The 18,106-nt window shown below is 32.6% G+C and carries 16 protein-coding genes; 4 read left to right on the top strand and 12 right to left on the bottom strand.

Going from position 1 to position 18,106, the window contains the following annotated elements:
• Positions 1 to 29 precede the first annotated feature (29 nt).
• Positions 30 to 452 carry an OsmC family protein gene (locus tag KM029_RS17575; RefSeq protein ID WP_144074489.1) on the bottom strand — a complete coding sequence of 141 codons (423 nt, stop codon included), beginning with the start codon at positions 450 to 452 and terminating at the stop codon, positions 30 to 32.
• Between the two features lie 87 nt (positions 453 to 539).
• On the opposite strand from KM029_RS17575, the gene KM029_RS17570 reads away from it, so the two are divergent.
• Both KM029_RS17570 and KM029_RS17565 read left to right on the top strand, forming a co-directional pair.
• On the top strand, positions 540 to 851 hold the full coding sequence (locus KM029_RS17570; protein ID WP_144074488.1) for a rhodanese-like domain-containing protein: 312 nt from the start codon (positions 540 to 542) through the stop codon (positions 849 to 851).
• A 121-nt stretch (positions 852 to 972) separates the two neighbouring features.
• Positions 973 to 1,419, top strand: a complete 447-nt coding sequence (locus KM029_RS17565) for a GNAT family N-acetyltransferase (protein WP_158631095.1) — start codon at positions 973 to 975, stop codon at positions 1,417 to 1,419.
• A gap of 73 nt (positions 1,420 to 1,492) precedes the next feature.
• On the opposite strand, the gene KM029_RS17560 is transcribed toward KM029_RS17565, so the two are convergent.
• From KM029_RS17560 to KM029_RS17510, 11 genes are all read right to left on the bottom strand, one after another.
• Positions 1,493 to 2,443, bottom strand: a complete 951-nt coding sequence (locus KM029_RS17560) for a helix-turn-helix domain-containing protein (RefSeq protein WP_144074486.1) — start codon at positions 2,441 to 2,443, stop codon at positions 1,493 to 1,495.
• A gap of 97 nt (positions 2,444 to 2,540) precedes the next feature.
• Complete coding sequence (gene ndk / locus KM029_RS17555) at positions 2,541 to 3,020, bottom strand: nucleoside-diphosphate kinase (RefSeq protein ID WP_126614896.1); 480 nt, start codon at positions 3,018 to 3,020, stop codon at positions 2,541 to 2,543.
• A 218-nt stretch (positions 3,021 to 3,238) separates the two neighbouring features.
• Positions 3,239 to 5,020, bottom strand: coding sequence for an ABC transporter ATP-binding protein (locus KM029_RS17550; RefSeq protein WP_184679436.1), 1,782 nt, complete (start codon positions 5,018 to 5,020; stop codon positions 3,239 to 3,241).
• 189 nt (positions 5,021 to 5,209) lie between these two features.
• On the bottom strand, positions 5,210 to 6,022 hold the full coding sequence (gene ccsA / locus KM029_RS17545) for a cytochrome c biogenesis protein CcsA (protein ID WP_144074485.1): 813 nt from the start codon (positions 6,020 to 6,022) through the stop codon (positions 5,210 to 5,212).
• A 34-nt stretch (positions 6,023 to 6,056) separates the two neighbouring features.
• Positions 6,057 to 7,295, bottom strand: coding sequence for a cytochrome c biogenesis protein ResB (locus tag KM029_RS17540; protein ID WP_144074484.1), 1,239 nt, complete (start codon positions 7,293 to 7,295; stop codon positions 6,057 to 6,059).
• 181 nt (positions 7,296 to 7,476) lie between these two features.
• Entirely contained in the window at positions 7,477 to 9,000 is a 1,524-nt protein-coding gene (gene nrfA / locus KM029_RS17535) for an ammonia-forming cytochrome c nitrite reductase (RefSeq protein WP_144074483.1), read from the bottom strand.
• Positions 9,001 to 9,056: 56 nt separating this feature from the next.
• A complete protein-coding gene (gene nrfH, locus KM029_RS17530; RefSeq protein WP_144074482.1) occupies positions 9,057 to 9,641 on the bottom strand; it encodes a cytochrome c nitrite reductase small subunit in 585 nt (194 codons plus the stop codon).
• Positions 9,642 to 9,944: 303 nt separating this feature from the next.
• Positions 9,945 to 11,342, bottom strand: coding sequence for a SpoVR family protein (locus KM029_RS17525; protein ID WP_205125445.1), 1,398 nt, complete (start codon positions 11,340 to 11,342; stop codon positions 9,945 to 9,947).
• 31 nt (positions 11,343 to 11,373) lie between these two features.
• The gene (locus KM029_RS17520) at positions 11,374 to 12,555 is read right to left on the bottom strand and encodes a YeaH/YhbH family protein (protein WP_144074480.1); all 1,182 of its coding nucleotides are present in this window, start codon (positions 12,553 to 12,555) and stop codon (positions 11,374 to 11,376) included.
• 72 nt (positions 12,556 to 12,627) lie between these two features.
• Positions 12,628 to 14,568 (bottom strand): serine protein kinase, encoded by a 1,941-nt coding sequence (locus KM029_RS17515; protein ID WP_144074479.1) that lies wholly within the window; start codon positions 14,566 to 14,568, stop codon positions 12,628 to 12,630.
• Between the two features lie 185 nt (positions 14,569 to 14,753).
• Positions 14,754 to 16,646: a WG repeat-containing protein gene (locus KM029_RS17510; protein ID WP_144074478.1), complete on the bottom strand. Its 1,893-nt coding sequence runs from the start codon at positions 16,644 to 16,646 to the stop codon at positions 14,754 to 14,756.
• 204 nt (positions 16,647 to 16,850) lie between these two features.
• Between KM029_RS17510 and KM029_RS17505 the strand changes: the two genes are divergently transcribed.
• Both KM029_RS17505 and KM029_RS17500 read left to right on the top strand, forming a co-directional pair.
• Positions 16,851 to 17,249: a hypothetical protein gene (locus KM029_RS17505; protein WP_144074477.1), complete on the top strand. Its 399-nt coding sequence runs from the start codon at positions 16,851 to 16,853 to the stop codon at positions 17,247 to 17,249.
• A 7-nt stretch (positions 17,250 to 17,256) separates the two neighbouring features.
• Positions 17,257 to 18,102, top strand: coding sequence for a hypothetical protein (locus tag KM029_RS17500; protein WP_144074476.1), 846 nt, complete (start codon positions 17,257 to 17,259; stop codon positions 18,100 to 18,102).
• Positions 18,103 to 18,106 lie beyond the last annotated feature (4 nt).

The following is an 18,106-nucleotide window of genomic DNA, read 5'->3' as shown; positions in this document are numbered from 1 at the left end:
GCAACTTTATAAAATGTTGATAAAGATATTTATTTTATAATTTCGAAAGAATGTGTGATTGTCGCTGTAGATTTTACCATCTCAGCAACAGAACAATATTTTTCAACTGCTAAAGCAACAGCTCTTTCTGCTTTGCCTTCATTAATGTCACCAAATAATTTAAAGTGAACATTTACCGTTTCAAATGGTGCTGGTACTGCATCTTTTCTTTCTCCGTCAATAGTAATTTTTACATCTTGAATTTCTTGACGTTGTTTCTTTAAAATATGAATCAAATCAAAAACAGCACATCCTGCTACTCCAGTTAATACTAATTGCATTGGGCTAAAAGCTGAACCTTGTCCCATTCCATCCATTTTACCTTTACCAGCATCAATGTGTAATGTATTTCCTTCTTCTGAAGTTGCTTCAAAACGAACCCCTTCATTTACTCTATTTAATTCGATTTTCATACGTTTGAATGTTTTTTATTGCCAATAATTTGTTCTATACCCAAAGGTTTGATAAAATTACAAAATACAAACTAAATTCAACGTACTATGAAAAGTATTACTGTAGAAGAATTAAAAGATTTACAAGATAGTGGCGCAGACTTCCAATTAATTGACGTGCGTGAGGACTACGAATTCGACGAGGCTAACCTTGGCGGAGTATTGATTCCTTTAGCTACCGTTATTGATGAAGCAGAAGAAAAAATCAGTAAAGACAAGCGTGTAATTATCCACTGTCGTAGTGGCAAGCGTTCAGCTAATGCAATTGCTGCTTTAGAAGGAATGAAAGGTTATACAAACCTAGAAAACCTTGAAGGTGGTATTCTTGCATATATTGATGCTTTTGGTCTTGATGACTAATCATATGAAAACATCACTTTTTTAACGATATTTGTATTGTTGAAAATGATGAAACCGATCTGTAATTTCAATTATGGGTCGGTTTCATCATTTTCATTGTATTAACCTTAATAAATTAAGAATGTCAGATACATTATCAATTGTTATTTTTAAAGGCATCGAATCTGATTGGTGGCCTGCTGTAATGCAAATACGAAAAGAAGTTTTTGTTGATGAGCAAGAAATTGATCTCTCTTTAGAGTTTGATGATCTAGAACCTAAAGCATATCACCTTTTAGTATTAGATGATGGAAGACCTGCTGGTGTTTGTCGTTTTTATACTACAGAAGAAGGATATAAACTAGGTCGTTTTGCTGTATCTCAAGATTTTAGAGGGGAAGGAATTGGTAATGCTTTATTACAAGCTAGTTTATCTGAAATTGAAGAAATTGCACCAGAAGGAACACGTGTTTATCTACATGCTCAAGCCTACATTACAAAGTTTTATGCTGAAGAGGGTTTTGAAGTAAAAGGTGATGAATTTATGGAAGATGGTATTCCACATGTATTAATGGATATGACAATTTAACACCACTTTTTATAGCTAAGGATAGTCTTTTTATATTAAATAAGAAGACTATTTTTTTGTCTACTGAATATACTTAAGCTGTATTATTTTTCTTAAACTCTTTAGGAGTATATCCATAATATTTTTTAAAAACAGCTGTAAAATGACTTGAAGTGGAAAAACCTAGATCCATAGCAATCATAGCTTGTGTTTTCTCACCCTCTAAAAGTAATTTCTTCGACTCTTCTAAACGTATTTGTTGCTGAAATTGATAAATGGGTACTTCAAAAAATGTTTTAAATAATAATCTCAATCTACTCACACTCATACCCGCCTCTTTAGCTAAAAAATCTATAGGTATATCTGCTCCTTTTTTATCAATTATCAATTGTCTTGCGTGAAATAAAGCAGTCATATTTAATGATGAATCGTCATTATCTAAGGAATTCTTAGATAATTTAGACATCGTTAATGTAATGAGATAATTAGAACAATGTTCCATTAATTCTTGACCATATACAGGATCATCTATTTCAAAAATCCTCAATAAAGTACCTAACATCACGGGGTCTAGGTTATCAAATTTTGTAAATGATTCCTCTTTTTTTATACTATTTTTTAAACTTACTGATTGATTTACCAACCTTGTAAAATTCTGCTTACTTACTTTTAGTAACAATAGTTTCAAAGGAATATTAGCAGGTTGGAACCAATTAAGGCTTTTCTTATTATTCGATACTACAACGCCACGAAGATCTATTCTTTCCTCCACTTCAAAAGTTATATGCTTAGACGTATTCACTTCCGTTTGACCAAATAAAAAATTTACATAATCACTATCATCAACTAGGTTTTCACCTAAATCAGAGAGTTGTTGATTTAGAAAAATATCAAACTGTAAAAGATATAAATCATCTGAAAAAAAAACACCTTTAATACTACCCTTTGCAATTTCATTATTAAATGATACACAATTATTTTCTATTGATCCATTAAATATTTCTGACCAATAAGATAGAGTTTCCTTTAATTTAGGTTGCGGCATATCAAAAAAGTAAAGTGGTTATATATTCTTCTTGTAAGAAGAAAGAAGTCTTGCATTTTTACAATACAAGACTTCTTTTTTCAATTTAATAGTTGATTTATTTCCCCCATCCGAAGAAACAGTGACCATCTTGGTTATATCTCTCGCTAAATGAGAAAAAGAAAGAAGCTTCTTCTGCTGCATTTTCATCAGAATCAGAACCGTGAACTACATTTCTATCTGTAGATTTAGCAAAACGCTTACGGATTGTACCTTCTTCTGCTTTAGTAGGATCTGTAGCACCAATCAATTTACGGTAATCTTTTACAGCATTGTCTTTTTCTAAAACTGCTGCAATAACAGGCCCTGAAGTCATGTAATTTACAACATCGCGGTAGAAAGGTTGCTCTGCTAAATGACGGTAGAACATTTCAGCTTGCTTTGTGCGTAATCGTATCATTTTCATAGCTTGAATACGAAAACCTGCTTCATGAATCATCGTCAAAATCTCACCAATATTATCTTGGTTTTCTTCACCAGGCTTTATCATTGTAAAAGTAAATGAGCCTTTTGGGGGTGCAAAATTATCTTGGAACATTGTGTTTTGTGTTTAGTGTTATTATTTTTTTGGCTGTTGACAGTAATATTTTTTGCAACACAATTATTGTGTTACACTATCTCTGTTCGTTTGGTATAACAAACATATAGTAATTAAGGGTATATATCAAGAAAAAAGAAAGGTTAGATATAAAACTGAAAGTCCTATATCTAACCTTTAATATTTTTAGTCCTTTTTAAAAGGATTTTAGTGTATTTTTAAAACTCTTGCAACTGAATAAGTTTAGCATAAGAGCCATCAGAATCTGCAATTAACTCATCATGTTTACCAATTTCTTTTACTGTACCTTCTTCGAGAACAGCAATTTTATCGGCATTACGAATTGTAGATAATCTATGTGCAATAATTAAACTTGTTCTTCCTTCCATTAGCGTTTCTAATGCTTCTTGAACTTGTTTTTCTGATTCTATATCTAAAGCAGAAGTTGCTTCGTCTAAAATTAATATTGCAGGATCTTTTAAGATAGCTCTTGCAATAGCAATTCTCTGACGTTGCCCCCCTGATAATTTCACTCCTCTTTCTCCTACAAGAGTTTCAAAACCCTCTGGGAAACTCTCGATAAACTCTAAAGCATTTGCTTTCTTAGCAGCTTCTACAATTTCTTGTTGAGAAGCTTCTGGGTTACCATAAGCAATATTTTCTGCAATAGTACCACCAAATAGTAATACTTCTTGAGGAACAACACCTACGTGCTTTCTATAGCCTATTAGGTTGAAATCTTTAGCAGACTTACCATCAATTATAAGGTCTCCACTATTGATTTCATAGAAACGTTGTAGTAAGTGTGCAATTGTAGATTTACCTCCACCTGACTTACCTACTAGAGCAACTTTCTCTCCTTTGTTTATTTCAAGGTTTACACCTTTTAATACTTCAAGTTCGCTACGAGTTGGGTAAGCAAAACGCACATCTTTTAAAGTTATATTTCCTTCTAAACGAGGAATTTCTTCTTTATTAATTTCGTGTTCCGATTCAGCTTCTAAAATTTCTTGTACCCTTTCTGTAGCTCCTACTGCTTTCTGGATAGCTCCATAAATATCACCTAGACCACCTATAGAACCACCAATAAACATAGTATAAAGTACAAAAGAAGTGAGGTCTCCTACAGTAATAGAACCTTGTGATACTAAATAACTACCGTACCATAATACGCCTACAATACCACCAAATAAAACAAAGATGATAAATGAAATAAACGCACCTTTAAATGTTGCAGACTTTAATGCAATACCTACTACTTTATCTAAAGTTGAAGAGTAACGTTTTACTTCATAGTCTTCGTTAGCAAAGGTCTTAACAGTACCAATAGATTGTAGCGTTTCTTCTACAACAATATTTGCTTTAGCTAAAGCATCTTGAGTACCTTTTGATAATTTTCTGATAAACTTTCCAAATACAATTGCAACTACAATTAATAATGGAAAAGTTAAAATCATGAATAATGTTAACTTAGGGTTTGTTGCAAATAAAATAGCAACACCCAAAACCAATGTGGCTACCTGACGAATTAATTCTGCTAACGTTGTAGAGAATGTATCTTGAAGTACGGCAACATCTGCAGTAATTCTACTAAATAATTCACCAGATCTATTTTTATCATAAAATGACATAGGTAACGACATAAACTTTCTATAAAGTTCACGACGTAAATCTGCCATTGCATTTTCATTCACTACTGCAAAGAAATAAACCCTTGCAAAAGAAAAAATACTTTGAACTAATAATACTCCCATTAATGCCAACCCAACATGCGTTAAGTCTGATAACCATGGAATTTTACTTTGTCCTTGTGCTGTATCTATTAAGCTACCTGTTAAATAAGGAAAAGCTAACAACACTGTACTAGAAAAGAATAAACTGATTAAACCCAGTGTAAAACTTCCCTTGTATGGAGCCATGAAACGAAAGATACCTTTCAGTTTTTGCATGCTCCCTTTATCTAAACGCGGCTTCTTCTCACCGGAATCTTTTCGCGCCATATTTCTAAATATTCCCAAAACGTATTAATAACAAAAATCCAACTGCAAAAGAACATATTTTTATTCTTTTAAGCGCCTTAAATTGAAGATAAAATGCAAATTTCTCGGTATTTAATCACAAAAAAGCCATGAAAATCGATTTCCATGGCTTTTTGAGGTCAAACATCATTGTTTAACTTAAATATTTTTCTATTGAGTATAAGTATGAACACTTTGTTGTGCTGAAGGCAAATAATTTACACCAAACCAACATATCAACAAAATTCCAAAAGATAAAGCCAATGCCCATAATGGTTTTTTAATAGCATCAGGGTGTCTGTATCTTAAATGAACATACGTTAAATAGCTTAACCAAGTTAAAAATGCCCATGTTTCTTTTGGATCCCAAGTCCAATAATGTCCCCAAGCTTCTTTTGCCCATAAAGCACCAAATAATAAACCGAAAGTCAAGAATCCTAAACCTATATATGCCAAGTTATTAGCCATATCTAATGTTTCTTGTACTAGCTGATTTTTACTATGTTGATACAATCCATGGAATGCCACTAAAGAAGACGCTGCTAACAAAGCATAAGCAAAAATATAAACCACCACATGAGGAACAAACCAAGGGCTCTGTAATGCAGGCATTAATGCTTTGTTGTACGTATCAGGATTAGATAAAGTAATTAATAAAAACAACGAGGCCATAGCTAAACTATACCCTACAAACCATTTATATCTCCATCGTAAATAGGCAATAAGTCCAACTGCAGATAAAAAGAAGCCATACCATAATCTTGTCTCACCTAAAGTTCTTAAAGGAGGGCGTTCTAAAGATATCCACAATATTGTTATAAATGCACCTATCATTATTACTCCTCCAAGAGCAACAAGTAATGCTATTTTTTCTTTGGATGATTTTTTTTCACTTTTAAACAACAAGAAACCAGCAATACACCATAAGATAATTGCTCCAACTGAAAAATATGGGAATGTAACCCAAGTATCAAAATGTGTCATAACACTATATTTTTTCTGAAAGTAACTACTTAAACTATGCTTGTTTTTGGCCAGTCCAAATGATGTAAGCTGCACCTATCATCATCATAAAGATACCAATATAAACCACTGGTAACCATGGGTCTCTCACCAATTCTACTACGCTTAATTTAGACCAACGTCCAAAGCGTTCATCATAACTTAATTGGTATACTTTCCAACCTCCTACTTCAATAGGGTAATTTACTTCTAAATCAGTTGTCTTTTGCTCTCCGTCTTTTGTGTATAAAGTAACATTAGAACTAAATTTTTTAGCTTCTGGAGGTAAAATACCAATTTCATATTCATCGTCTACTTGTAAAGTAGCTCCATCAAAACGGAACGAACCTGCACAAATCCACCCTTCTACTATTTTTCCTGTTTTCTGATTTGTCAATTTAATCAAAGCTGCAGGTGCCGCTCCATCATCATTAAATTGTTGGTATATACCATTTACAGGGGCAGACTCATAAAGGTATTTTACAATTTCAACTTTCCAATCTTTATATAAATATGCCTTTAAATCAGGGTCAATCATTACAAAAGCATTCTCTCCTTTGCTCATCACTTTACCTGTTTCTCGGTTGGCAAAAGCTATTTTAGGTGGAAATTCTGTAATTGAAAATTTATTAAGTTTGATGGCAAGCGGTAATTCAACATCATTTAAATCTTTATCGTAAGCTTTCCATTCTGTTTTCCCCTCATATAAATCCATTGATAAACGTTGAAGGTCTCCACTACCTAACCCAGCTGCAACAACTGTTACCCACAAGCCTAAGTGATTAAAAATGAAACCTAAGTTCTTTACTTTAAATGGAAGAATCCTGTTCCATGTTGCTAAACCTAAGTTTGTTAACATTAAAAACATGACAAATGCGAAAGGCCAGCTTTCTGTCATATTAGAAAAACCTAAAGGATCTAATGCTATAGTTGGATCGTAAGATGCTTGAGGAATTGTTCCCATCACCACAACCAAAACTAATACGAGAACTGAAGATGCAACAGCTAATGGCACAGAACGTAACCACTTTACTATAGAAGTCTTTTTTGCAAAATAATGAACAAAGCCTAACCCAAACCAAAAGGTTAGCATAAAATACATGTTTAACGGATAGTGTACAGCTTTAACACTACCAATAGTATATTGAAGAATACAGCCGGTTAAAAACAATCCAATACCAAAAATAAAAGATTCGGCATAACCCCATGGAAATTGCCATAGAGGAGTGCGTTGTTCGTGTGTTGGTCTTGTCATTTTTCTAGTAAATTATAATGTTTTCAATCTTTTTACAGACTGATGGAAAATTCTTTATTGTAGCAATACGAAATGCGTTTGTATCAAATAAATGCAAATGCAATGTTTATAAATTACAAAGACCGTTGATTATTAAAATCAACGGTCTTTGTGTATAAGATGAGTGTTTTAAACTACCTTATTATTTAGATTGATAGAATTTCTCATCGTAAGTTGCCTCACGTTTTTGAGCTTCTTCAATCCATTTTGGAAGTAACTCTTCCTTGAATTTCTCTTTCTCAGCTTCTAACTTTTTCAAGTCCATTCCAATGTACTTTTGAGCAAGTGCTTTAGTTTGGATATTAGGATAAGGAACATCTCCAACACCTAATTTAGAAAGAAGACGTGCTAATTTTACACGAGCATCTAATACTCTATCCATACCAGTAGCTACAATTCTACCCATTTCTACAGGAGCGTGGAAAGAACCACCATGAGATGCCGCAGTAAAGTCCCATCTCCATTGTGCGTGACGTATAGCTTTTAAGATTGGCTCCATTTGCTTTTCAGTAGCACCATTATCCCAAGCAGTTTTTGCTTCGATGTGTGCTCTTACTAACATTTTTTCAAGCTCATTTCTCGTTTCAATAATCTTATCTTGACGTTCGTAAACGCTCTTGATTAAGCTACCTTCAGATTCTCTATGACATACTTGGCAAGAATTTGCAACGTTGTTAAGAGGAGATTGTAATTTATGATCTGTGAATTTTTGTCCTCCTTCAGATTTGTAAGGCATATGACAATCTGCACAAGAAACACCTCTTTGACCGTGAATACCTTCTGTAAATAATTCGTAATCTGGGTGCTGAGTTTTCAACATTGGAGCACGTGATAATTTGTGCGTCCAATCGCTAAAGTTTATGTTATCGTAGTATTTCTCCATGTCGTCAACAGTCATACCGTCTTTCCAAGGGAATTTTAAGTAAGGAGTTCCTTCTTTACCAGGTAACTTCTTATCAAAGTAATATTCTACGTGACATTGTGCACAAACTAATGATCTCATTTCTTGGTGAGATGCTTTAGAAATATCTTTTCCTTGTGCTTCAAAAGCTTCAATTAATGCAGGACGAGTAATTTTCAAGTCCATAGATTTTTCATCGTGACAATCTGCACACCCAATTGGGTTTACAATTTCAGCACCATGACGTGCCCATTTTCCTTTATAGAATTCCTCTACTCCTAACTCGTTCATTAATCTTGGAACGTCTGGAGATTTACAAGTCCAACAAGTAGCTGGCATAGGACCTTCATTTTCGTTTAAAGGACCACCTGTTCTTAAAGTATTATGAATATCTTCTACTGCATAAGCATGACCTCTACCTTGGTTGTAATCCTTAGAGAAACCATAACCTGCCCAAAGAATCACCAATCTTGGATCTTCTTCTAACATATCAATCATAGCTCCACCGCCGTGCTTACTTCTAAAAGTAGTGTCTTTAGTTTCGTAATATGATTCAAATTCTCTTGGGTAGTTTTCTCCCCAAACTTCATTTCTTGGTTCTAACTTTGCGATAGGTCTTTTTTGAGCATTTAAATACTCCCCTTCTAATCTTCTTTCTGTAATTGAAGAAGCTAATAAACCTAAGCCAAATACTACTCCCATACTTAGAGCAAATATTAGCCAACCTACTGCAGGTTTATCATTTATAATTTTTTTAAGTGACATTTGTAAATAGGGTTGTTTGTTACCTTATATTATCTATTGTTATAAATTCCCGCTGATTATTTATCCATAATGGATTTTAACCATGCAGGTGTTGGACTTCCTTTCACAGGTACCCGAGCATTTGGAGTTGAAGATTGACTTTTGACTCTGCCATGAGGTACCTCCCTATGACAATCCCAACATAATCTACCTTCTCCGTGTATCGCCATTTTTGTGTTGCTGTCCAATAATCCAATATTTTCATTCAAATTATTGTGACATCTTTCACAATTGGCTTGTACTACGTCGCTACTTGCTTCTTTAATCTGAATTACTTGTGGTTCCAACCTTAATGTGAACATACTCGCATGGTATAATCCATCTTTCGCTTTAAAGAAATACTTGTTAAAAATATTGTCCTGCGGAACATGACAATCATTACAAGAAGCATTTTCTCTATGCGAACTATGTTGCCATGTTGCATATTCTGGAGCCATTAAGTGACAGTTTACACACGCTTTCGGATCATCTGATAAATACGAAAAAGCATTCGACACATAAAGTGTGTAAGTAGCTACTCCAGCTAACATACCTATGGAAATGATAGCCGCAAATCTCCACTCAGGTGGTGGAATTATGTAACGTAGTATCGATTTTCCCATATTAAAATATTAGTTGATTATAAGACAAAACTATTAATGTCTAAATACTTCAACAGTAAGCATAATCACACCTTTTAAGTGACAAGAATCACTTTTGATATTGATTGATATCCAACCAAAAAAATAATGTTAAAAAAACCTCATAAACAACTATAAAACAGCTACTTACAAGGTTATATTTTATTTAATAATACAGTATACAAGACTTTGTAGATCACAATCTTTGGACAAATAAGATGTAAAAAATCATAACTTTTATAAAAAAGGTGTTCATTTTACGATACTTGTTTACACAAATAAATGCTACTCGTCATCTATTTCATTTTGAGAAACCGAAAACTCTCCATTTTTATATTCACAACTCACTTCTTTTCCATCTACATTTGTATTCAAAACAACAGGAAAATCTGACCATAAAGTTGAAATGTAGGCCAATGTCTTATTTACATATCCTAACTCTAATTCTCTACCATCAAACTCGTGTTGTAACTGCAATGTATTTGATAATGGAGCAATTCCCTTCACTTTTATAATAGGAATACTCCCAGTTCCTGTTTGTGCAATTAATGTATCTCTTACTTCTTTCCAACCTTTAAAATCATTTGATACATTAGAAACCTTTACTTGACCATTATTTTGATTGTATTCAAAAAGACCCATTTCCTCCATTAATTCTTGAGTCAAGAAACGTCTTAAAAAAGAAGCATCTCTATCTATAGTTCTCACGTCAAATATTTGTTGATTGATTTCGTATTCAAACATATCTTTTTTCCCTGCCAAATGTGTCATTAGCGTAAAGCCTATATGATATGGGTTTAATCCTCCTAAATGAGGACGGATTACTTGATTATGTGAACGAATAAAATCTACATGCATTGCCGGTGGTAAATTAAGTTTATGCAGAATTGTATAATGCCAAAAACTGGCCCATCCTTCGTTCATAATTTTTGTTTCCATTTGGGGGAGAAAATACAATGTTTCATCACGTACTATTCTCAATATATCTTTTTCCCAATCTTCTAAAAAACGGCTATGTTCAATTAGAAATAATATTAAATCTTCTGATAAGGTTGGAATAAACTCTTCTTCTTTATCAACATCAATTTTTAAATCGTCCCATGCTGCTCTTTCTCTGTTTAATTGTCCAAAGTGTCTCAGCTTTTGTTCGTCTTCAGACAACCTTACAATACGTTGGTTTCTATCTACATGAAAACTGATAGCATGTGCTGCGTCAAGAATTCTCTCTACACCTTCATAACCAATTCCGGGTGTCTCTATATAAGATCTAATTCTATCTGCATTTAACTTAAATGATTCTAATGCTAACTCAGCTCTTGTATGCGAAAAATTAATATTATTCTTAAAAAAATCATTGTGTCCATATACATGTGCCATTACCAATACTTGCATAGATAATGGATTATCGATCATAAGATACGCCAAGCATGGATTGGAGTTAATAACCATTTCATAGGCCAAACCAGACATACCTAACTTATACATGGTGTTTTGTTTTTCAAAAGATTTCCCAAAACTCCAATGAGGATACCTTGAGGGCATACCAACATATGATTGGTAACCAATCATGTCATGATAATCACAAACTTCAAATTCCTGTGGGTAATAATCTAAACCACAATCTTGAGCAATTCTTTCTATTTTATCGTTCCAACGGGCTAAATCATCTAATGTCCAGTCCATAATTGTATTGTTTTTTGGTTCTTCAAGTTCTTTAATCCATTAAAGAGTTAGTCTTGTCCTTATTTAAAAATTTCTTTAAAGCAGGCCATACAGCATCTTTCGATCTCATTCTTAAACAAACAAAATTATCTTCTTCAATTTTCTTGTATTCATCTAACATTGTAGACCAAGAATACCCCATATCAGGTTTTATCTCACCATACCCAAATAGATTACAGACCTCAGTAAGTTTTGTAGCACACTCAATCGCTTTTTTATTATCAGATGAAAAATTATCTCCATCTGAACAGTGAAATGCGTAAATATTCCAAAGAACAGGGTTATACCTTTCTTCAATAATCTCTAATGCTTTTTGATAGGCTGAAGATATTATTGTACCACCTGATTCTCCTTTATGAAAGAACTCATCTTCGGTAACTTCTTTTGCTGTTGTATGATGGGCTATAAAAACAATTTCAGTGTTTTCATACCTTGTTTGTAAAAAGGTATATAACATAAAATAGAAACTCCGAGCAAGATATTTCTTTGTTTGATCCATTGAGCCAGACGTATCCATTAAACACATTACAACTGCATTCGAATGTTCTTCTGTATCTACCTGAAGTCTTCTATAAACTAAATCATCGTTATGAAAAGGAAACACTTCTTCGTCTTCTGGCATTGTGGTACTATCAATCCCTTTAGCTTTCATTCGTTTAATCCTGTTCATCATGGTTTTTCTTTTTGATAAACGAGCACGAATGCCTTTTTTCTGATATCCCACCAATTTTCGAAATACCTCAGTGTCTGTCTGAAAATATTTCTTTTTATCCATATCAGGAAGTTCCAAGTCTTCGAACATTAACCCAATAGCCTCTTCTAAAGTTATTTCTGTTTCATATATATCTTCACCAGGGTCTTGTCCTGCTTCTCCCTTACCTTGTCCTTTTTGAGCTGGTGCATTTTGATCTTGAATAACTTGTCCTTTTTGTTCTTGTCCCGTTCCTTGAGCAGCTCCTTTACTTTTATTCGAACCATACACAAATCGGTACTCCTTAATACCTTGAATTGGTACTTTTATTTTTTTGTCTTTGTTCTGTCCAATAATAGATTCGTTCGCAATTACATCAGCAATACCTTTCTTTATTTTATCTTTCACTAAATCTTTATGACGCTGCCTATCTGCTACAGAACGATCTCTTTTCTGTTTACTAAATTCTTTAAAAATAGCCATAATGAGGTTTTTAATTAAAATAATGATGTGAAATACCTCTGCTACTCTATATAAATAGCAGAGGTGAAAACATTAGTCTTTCCACAAATTATTTGATGCAAACGATAACACAGCTTCTACACTTTCTTCATTGTAGCCCATACTTATCATTTGATTTACCATTTCATTATATTTCGATTTTTGGCTATCATCTCTTGTTTTAGCTTTTAAAATTATTCTAGTAATATCTTTTACCGAAGCCATTAATTTTTTCTCTATCGCTTCTTTCAATGGTTCGTAACTAGAATAATGCAACTCTCCATTACGACGTAGAATATGCGTCACGTAGCTCATTACATCTTGTCTAAAGCCATCTGCAGCCGTCCCAGAAATTCCTATCTGTTGTTCAATAGATTCTAAAAACTTCACATCAGGATCAAGTTCTTCATTATTCTGGCCAGTTACTTTACGTTTTAACACATAAGCTTCTACGTGGTCTAAGTAATTTTGAAATAATGATTCAGCTTGTTCATCATAAGCATGTACAAATGCCTTAGTAATATCTCCCTCTAGCATTTTAAGATATTCTTTATATAAAATATCCTTTAAGATGTGCATATAACCATCTTTTACATCCCCTGCCATTGGTTCTTCTTTTAACTTGGTTTGTAGTGCATCTAAAACTGCAATTGGATGTATTGTATTTGTTTCAGTATCTGATAATGCGTTATCTAATGATTTCATGATAAATCGTGTTGAAATACCACTCATTCCTTCATCTTCATGTTCTTCTTTTAACTCCAGAACATTTATACGTTTCGATTGCCCATTTTCAGTTACTTCGTCACCATTATACAGCTTAAGTTTTGTAAGTAAATCACATTTATTGGTTGGTTTTAATCGCGTAAGTATGGCAAACATAGAGGCTATTTCTAAAGAATGCGGTGCTATGTGTGCATTAAAATCAGACTTATTAATTATTTTTTTGTAAATTTTTATCTCTTCTGATATTTCTAATACATAAGGTACTTCTACTTTTACAATACGGTCTAAGATTGCTTCATTTGTATGGTCTGCTTTAAACCTGTTCCACTCTGCCTCGTTAGAGTGAGCTAATATTACGCCATCAAAGTAAATCATACCATGTTTACCTGGAGCAGGTATTCGTTTCTCCTGAGTAGCCGTTAACATTACGTGTAAGTATTCAATTTCATTTTTAAATACCTCTATAAACTCTACTAATCCTCTATTTCCTACATTAAAAGCACCGTTAAGTGTTAACACTCGTGGATCATCTTCACTATATCTATCTAATTTCGATATATCTTCAGACCCAATTAAAACAGAGGTATCTTGGTTATTTGGGTCTACTGGAGGGACCATCCCAATTCCATGTCTTTTTCGAATACTAAATTCTCTTTTGATAACTTTAAACTTTGTAAAATCACCATTGTATTCGTTATCAAGAATATATTGGGTAACGGGATCTAATTCTCCTTCTATTTCTACTCCTAACCTACTTTCCATTTCTGGGCGTAATTCTTTTGGAATAGCCAATAAAGGGTTTGTATTCATTGGAGAACCTTCTAAAAAATAAAATGGGGTAGACTCTTCTAAACCACTTTTTAATTTTTCTATTAATGATGATTTACCAGCACCAACAGGCCCTACTAAAAACAGAACTTGTCTACTTTCTTCACCTTTTAAAGCAGCAGAATGAAAATAACGTACTAACTTTTGTAATACCTTTTCAATTCCGAAAAATTCATCTTTAAAAAAATTATAACTTTTAAGTTTTGTATGAGGTCCAAAAATCCTTCTTAAACGTACATCTTTCTCAGTATCAAGATTAGAAAAGCCATTTGATGTAATTGATTTATACATCCGTTTATGGGCTAAATCTGATAATTCTGAAGATTTTTGAACCTCTTCTAAGTAATCCAAAAATGAGATACTTTTTACTTCTTTACTTTTTGATTTACGGTAGGAATCAAAGAGTTTTTTGAACTCATTTTGGTCATTTGCAGCATTCATAGTTGTTTTTGATTTGGTTAATAATAGTTTTTCATCAATTGATTGACTTGAAAAACTTTAGCTTGGATAAATTTGTAGAGATAAAAAATCTGTCAAGTTTTACTCAACAAATTAGTTATTAGAATTAACTATTATTCTTAATATACGATATTAACCAATCAAAATCAATTATAAAGAACTACATATCAATCATTTACAGAATACTCTTCTCCTTTTTCATTAATATAAAACGACCTTCCGTTTTGATCTACAACAGGTGCCATACCATCTTTCATGGCCCCTACACTTACATATTTACCTAACGGAACTACAACACTTCCGTCTGTTTTCACAATGCCTTCGTTAAATTCAAAATCTGTTACTTTTAAATAAGGGTTACCTTCTTCTACAAATTCTACTGTTGCATATTTAGATGGAAAAACGGTATTAAAATCCTTATCCAAAAAGCCAATTCCAATTTTCCCTTCACCTTTATCTTGTAAGAACATAAAAGCGTAATGTTCTGGGGCAAACTCAGAAAATTGATAATCTATATTTTGCTCCCAGCCTTTACGGTTATTACTGTAATGCACAGTCCCTTTTTGGTGTCTCATAGATATTGCATGCCCATTGATAGAAGTACCAGTTAACTTTTTATCCTTTAGTGAATAAAGATCAGTTACTTGACGTGCTGGCCCATCTTTCACTTTTCGTTCCAATAAAAGTATTTTATGTGTAAGTTCAATTTCAAGTCCTACAGTAGATTCATACCTCATATCAGTAACTAGGCTTTGTTTATTTATATCATAAAAAGCATATTTTTCACCTCTATTACCAACAATCAATAATCCATATTCTTCTACATAAGGTGTATAAAGTTGATCGTATTTAATATCCACAACAAACTCATGTAAGTCTATATCATAAACCCCTTGCTTATTTTGATCATCCATTACAATAATCCATTCTACAGGTTTGTCTCCTTCTAACACTGGAGAATAACTCCTCAAAGATTCATAATCATTTACTAGAATTTCACCTAAGCTCTCTTCATCTAAAGATATCAATGTATGTTTTGTTTCTCCAGTTTCTGAATCAAAAGATATACCTTGTAAAACTCTATGATTAAAATAAACTAAACTATCGTATTTAAGAGGGATTTCTTCATCGTCATTAAAAAGAACATAACTTCCAGCTGTTACCTTTTTTATTTCAAAACTTGGATGAGGATTTATTTTATGATCTTCTAACTCAGTTGTTACAATAGTACCATCTTCTTCTAGTGAATAAATTATATTTTTAGATATATAAAGGGCATTATCTGCAATATCAAAACCTTGCGATTGGTAATACTCAGTATCAATCTCTCTAATTTGACTTTCAGATGGTTGAGTAAGTAATTCTCCTTTTTTATTGATAAGGTTATAACCATTTACAGTTTTTATAGCCGCTATATCATCCCATTTATCAAAAGTGATTAATTCTGTTGTTGCAATTCCTCTACTTTTAGAATGAGAGACTTTTGGCTCCGTTATCATACTATATGATATTGGATCTAAAATACCCACACCTTGCTCATTCTCTATCAAAAGAAAGTTATTTATATCAAAAACTAAAGACTTGTAAACTGGATCTATCTTCCACTTCCTTTCTTTAACACTATACAATCCACAGCTATTATTTTGATATACCAAATAAGTATCGAATTGATCAAAAACTCGGATACTATCATATTTTATTGGTAATAATTTTTCTTCTCTACCACTAATAATCCCTGCTTTGTTCTTAGTGTTATAGACAATATATTCTTGGTCTTTCAGAGTTTGTCTTATTTCTGAATATTTAGGTTTAATTACCCATTCACCATTTAAATCAATTACACCTTTTTTCTGTTTAACAGTAACTATGGCAAGTCCACTGTCATTAAAGGGCTCAACACCATCAAATAAATAATTGATTACCAAATCCTTAGAAGTGTTACAATATCCCCATTTATTGTCTTTACTTACGGGTATTAATTTATCTTTTTCTTTGGTAGCAAAACTATTATTTACGCATAAAAATAGGGTTAACAGTACAATTGTGATAGTAGACTTCATCTGATTATTTAAATAACGAAATTTTAAGATATGTATAAGATAAGCATTTTCATCTGTGAGTTCAATTTAGTAAAAATTAATAAATAAACAGAAGTAAAAAAATCCTACTTTACCCTTAAATATTACATTAATTAACAAAATGTTATAAAATTAAAAAACTAAATAATACATTTGCACAACTTCTATCGAAACTACAATACAAACTTGCTTCATAAAAAGGACATAAAGCTTAACACTACAGCCTCACGTAGGTTAAAGTCATGTAAAAAAAGAGTTACTAATTTATTCTCTTTATTTTCATTACCTTTTTATAAAACCTCTCATTTTAAACGTAATAAAAACGTTTTAAACACTTCTAAGAGTTTACCTTACCAAAATAATGGTGCAAGTATAATAGCATTAATGTTTGCTAGTTTTTTAGGTAGTTTAATAGACGCATCTCGAGATAAAGGCGATAGTAATAGGTCGTATTCAATTACAACTTTACGAAAGCATATCTATACATTTTTTATTCTAGAAAAAGGAATATTATCTGTTCATACAAGAGCAGGAAATATTCCTTTTCTCTTTTCTAATTCTTTTATTTATTCAACTCTGGTTTAACAAGATCATGAAAAACTTATCACTTCTTACGTTATTCGTTTCTGTACTCTTTCTGACAACAACAAAGTCAGTTGCTCAGAACTACAATTCTACTTTTGGTCAAATTGCTTATGGAAGTGGCAATAAAGATTTTCAGTTTGGTAACAATACTGACAATGGAAATATGTGGCTATTAACTTTAGACCACGTTTCTGAATGGAGTTACGGTGGTAATTATGCGTTCATTAACTTTATGGCTGCAGACAATATGATTCCTGATCTTCAATTTGATCAAAATGGAGTTCCAATTTTTGATCCTACAACAGGTGCACCAGTTGAAGGTACAGAAGGTCCTATTCGTTTATATACAGAATGGTCTCCGTGGTTATCATTAAATAAAATTACAGGTAAAGATTGTGGTTTCTGGATTTTCAAAGATTTCTCTGCAGAAGGTCAATTAAACGTATCTTACTCTGGTTATTATGCACTTTTAGGTGGTTTAGGTGTCACTTTTAAAACGGCAAACTATGATACTTTCTTAAAGTTGATGGTATACTATAAGTCTGCAATTTTTGCTGGTCAGCAATCTAACTTAGCACAAATTACAGGTGTTTATGATATCCCATTATCCAGAAAATTAGGAATCCGTTTACAAGGTTTCTTCGATTTTATTCCAAATGGAGTTGATACAGAAAATAACAACTATATGTGGGGAACAGATTTTCTTGCTCAACCAAGAATTCTTTACAATTTAGGTCAATATTTTATGCCTGACGAGTTTACTAAACTTGAAGTAGGTTTAGATTTATATATGCACTACAACAGTGAATTATCTGTAACTGCACCACAAGCAGCAGTTCGTTTAACATGGTAATTTT

This window comes from Flammeovirga kamogawensis (assembly GCF_018736065.1).
Classification (GTDB): domain Bacteria; phylum Bacteroidota; class Bacteroidia; order Cytophagales; family Flammeovirgaceae; genus Flammeovirga; species Flammeovirga kamogawensis.
Note: the sequence above shows the minus strand (reverse complement) of the source record. Positions and strands in the feature narration are given on the sequence as shown.

What these genes read in the sequence shown, in the direction of transcription:
- KM029_RS17500 (WP_144074476.1), top strand. Translation starts at nt 17,257, where the DNA reads ATGAAAAACTTATCACTTCTTACGTTATTCGTTTCTGTACTCTTTCTG.
- KM029_RS17570 (WP_144074488.1), top strand. Translation starts at nt 540, where the DNA reads ATGAAAAGTATTACTGTAGAAGAATTAAAAGATTTACAAGATAGTGGC.
- KM029_RS17550 (WP_184679436.1), bottom strand. Translation starts at nt 5,020, where the DNA reads ATGGCGCGAAAAGATTCCGGTGAGAAGAAGCCGCGTTTAGATAAAGGG.
- KM029_RS17540 (WP_144074484.1), bottom strand. Translation starts at nt 7,295, where the DNA reads ATGACAAGACCAACACACGAACAACGCACTCCTCTATGGCAATTTCCA.
- ndk (WP_126614896.1), bottom strand. Translation starts at nt 3,020, where the DNA reads ATGTTCCAAGATAATTTTGCACCCCCAAAAGGCTCATTTACTTTTACA.
- ccsA (WP_144074485.1), bottom strand. Translation starts at nt 6,022, where the DNA reads ATGACACATTTTGATACTTGGGTTACATTCCCATATTTTTCAGTTGGA.
- KM029_RS17510 (WP_144074478.1), bottom strand. Translation starts at nt 16,646, where the DNA reads ATGAAGTCTACTATCACAATTGTACTGTTAACCCTATTTTTATGCGTA.
- KM029_RS17565 (WP_158631095.1), top strand. Translation starts at nt 973, where the DNA reads ATGTCAGATACATTATCAATTGTTATTTTTAAAGGCATCGAATCTGAT.
- KM029_RS17515 (WP_144074479.1), bottom strand. Translation starts at nt 14,568, where the DNA reads ATGAATGCTGCAAATGACCAAAATGAGTTCAAAAAACTCTTTGATTCC.
- KM029_RS17575 (WP_144074489.1), bottom strand. Translation starts at nt 452, where the DNA reads ATGAAAATCGAATTAAATAGAGTAAATGAAGGGGTTCGTTTTGAAGCA.
- KM029_RS17560 (WP_144074486.1), bottom strand. Translation starts at nt 2,443, where the DNA reads ATGCCGCAACCTAAATTAAAGGAAACTCTATCTTATTGGTCAGAAATA.
- nrfA (WP_144074483.1), bottom strand. Translation starts at nt 9,000, where the DNA reads ATGTCACTTAAAAAAATTATAAATGATAAACCTGCAGTAGGTTGGCTA.
- nrfH (WP_144074482.1), bottom strand. Translation starts at nt 9,641, where the DNA reads ATGGGAAAATCGATACTACGTTACATAATTCCACCACCTGAGTGGAGA.
- KM029_RS17525 (WP_205125445.1), bottom strand. Translation starts at nt 11,342, where the DNA reads ATGGACTGGACATTAGATGATTTAGCCCGTTGGAACGATAAAATAGAA.
- KM029_RS17520 (WP_144074480.1), bottom strand. Translation starts at nt 12,555, where the DNA reads ATGGCTATTTTTAAAGAATTTAGTAAACAGAAAAGAGATCGTTCTGTA.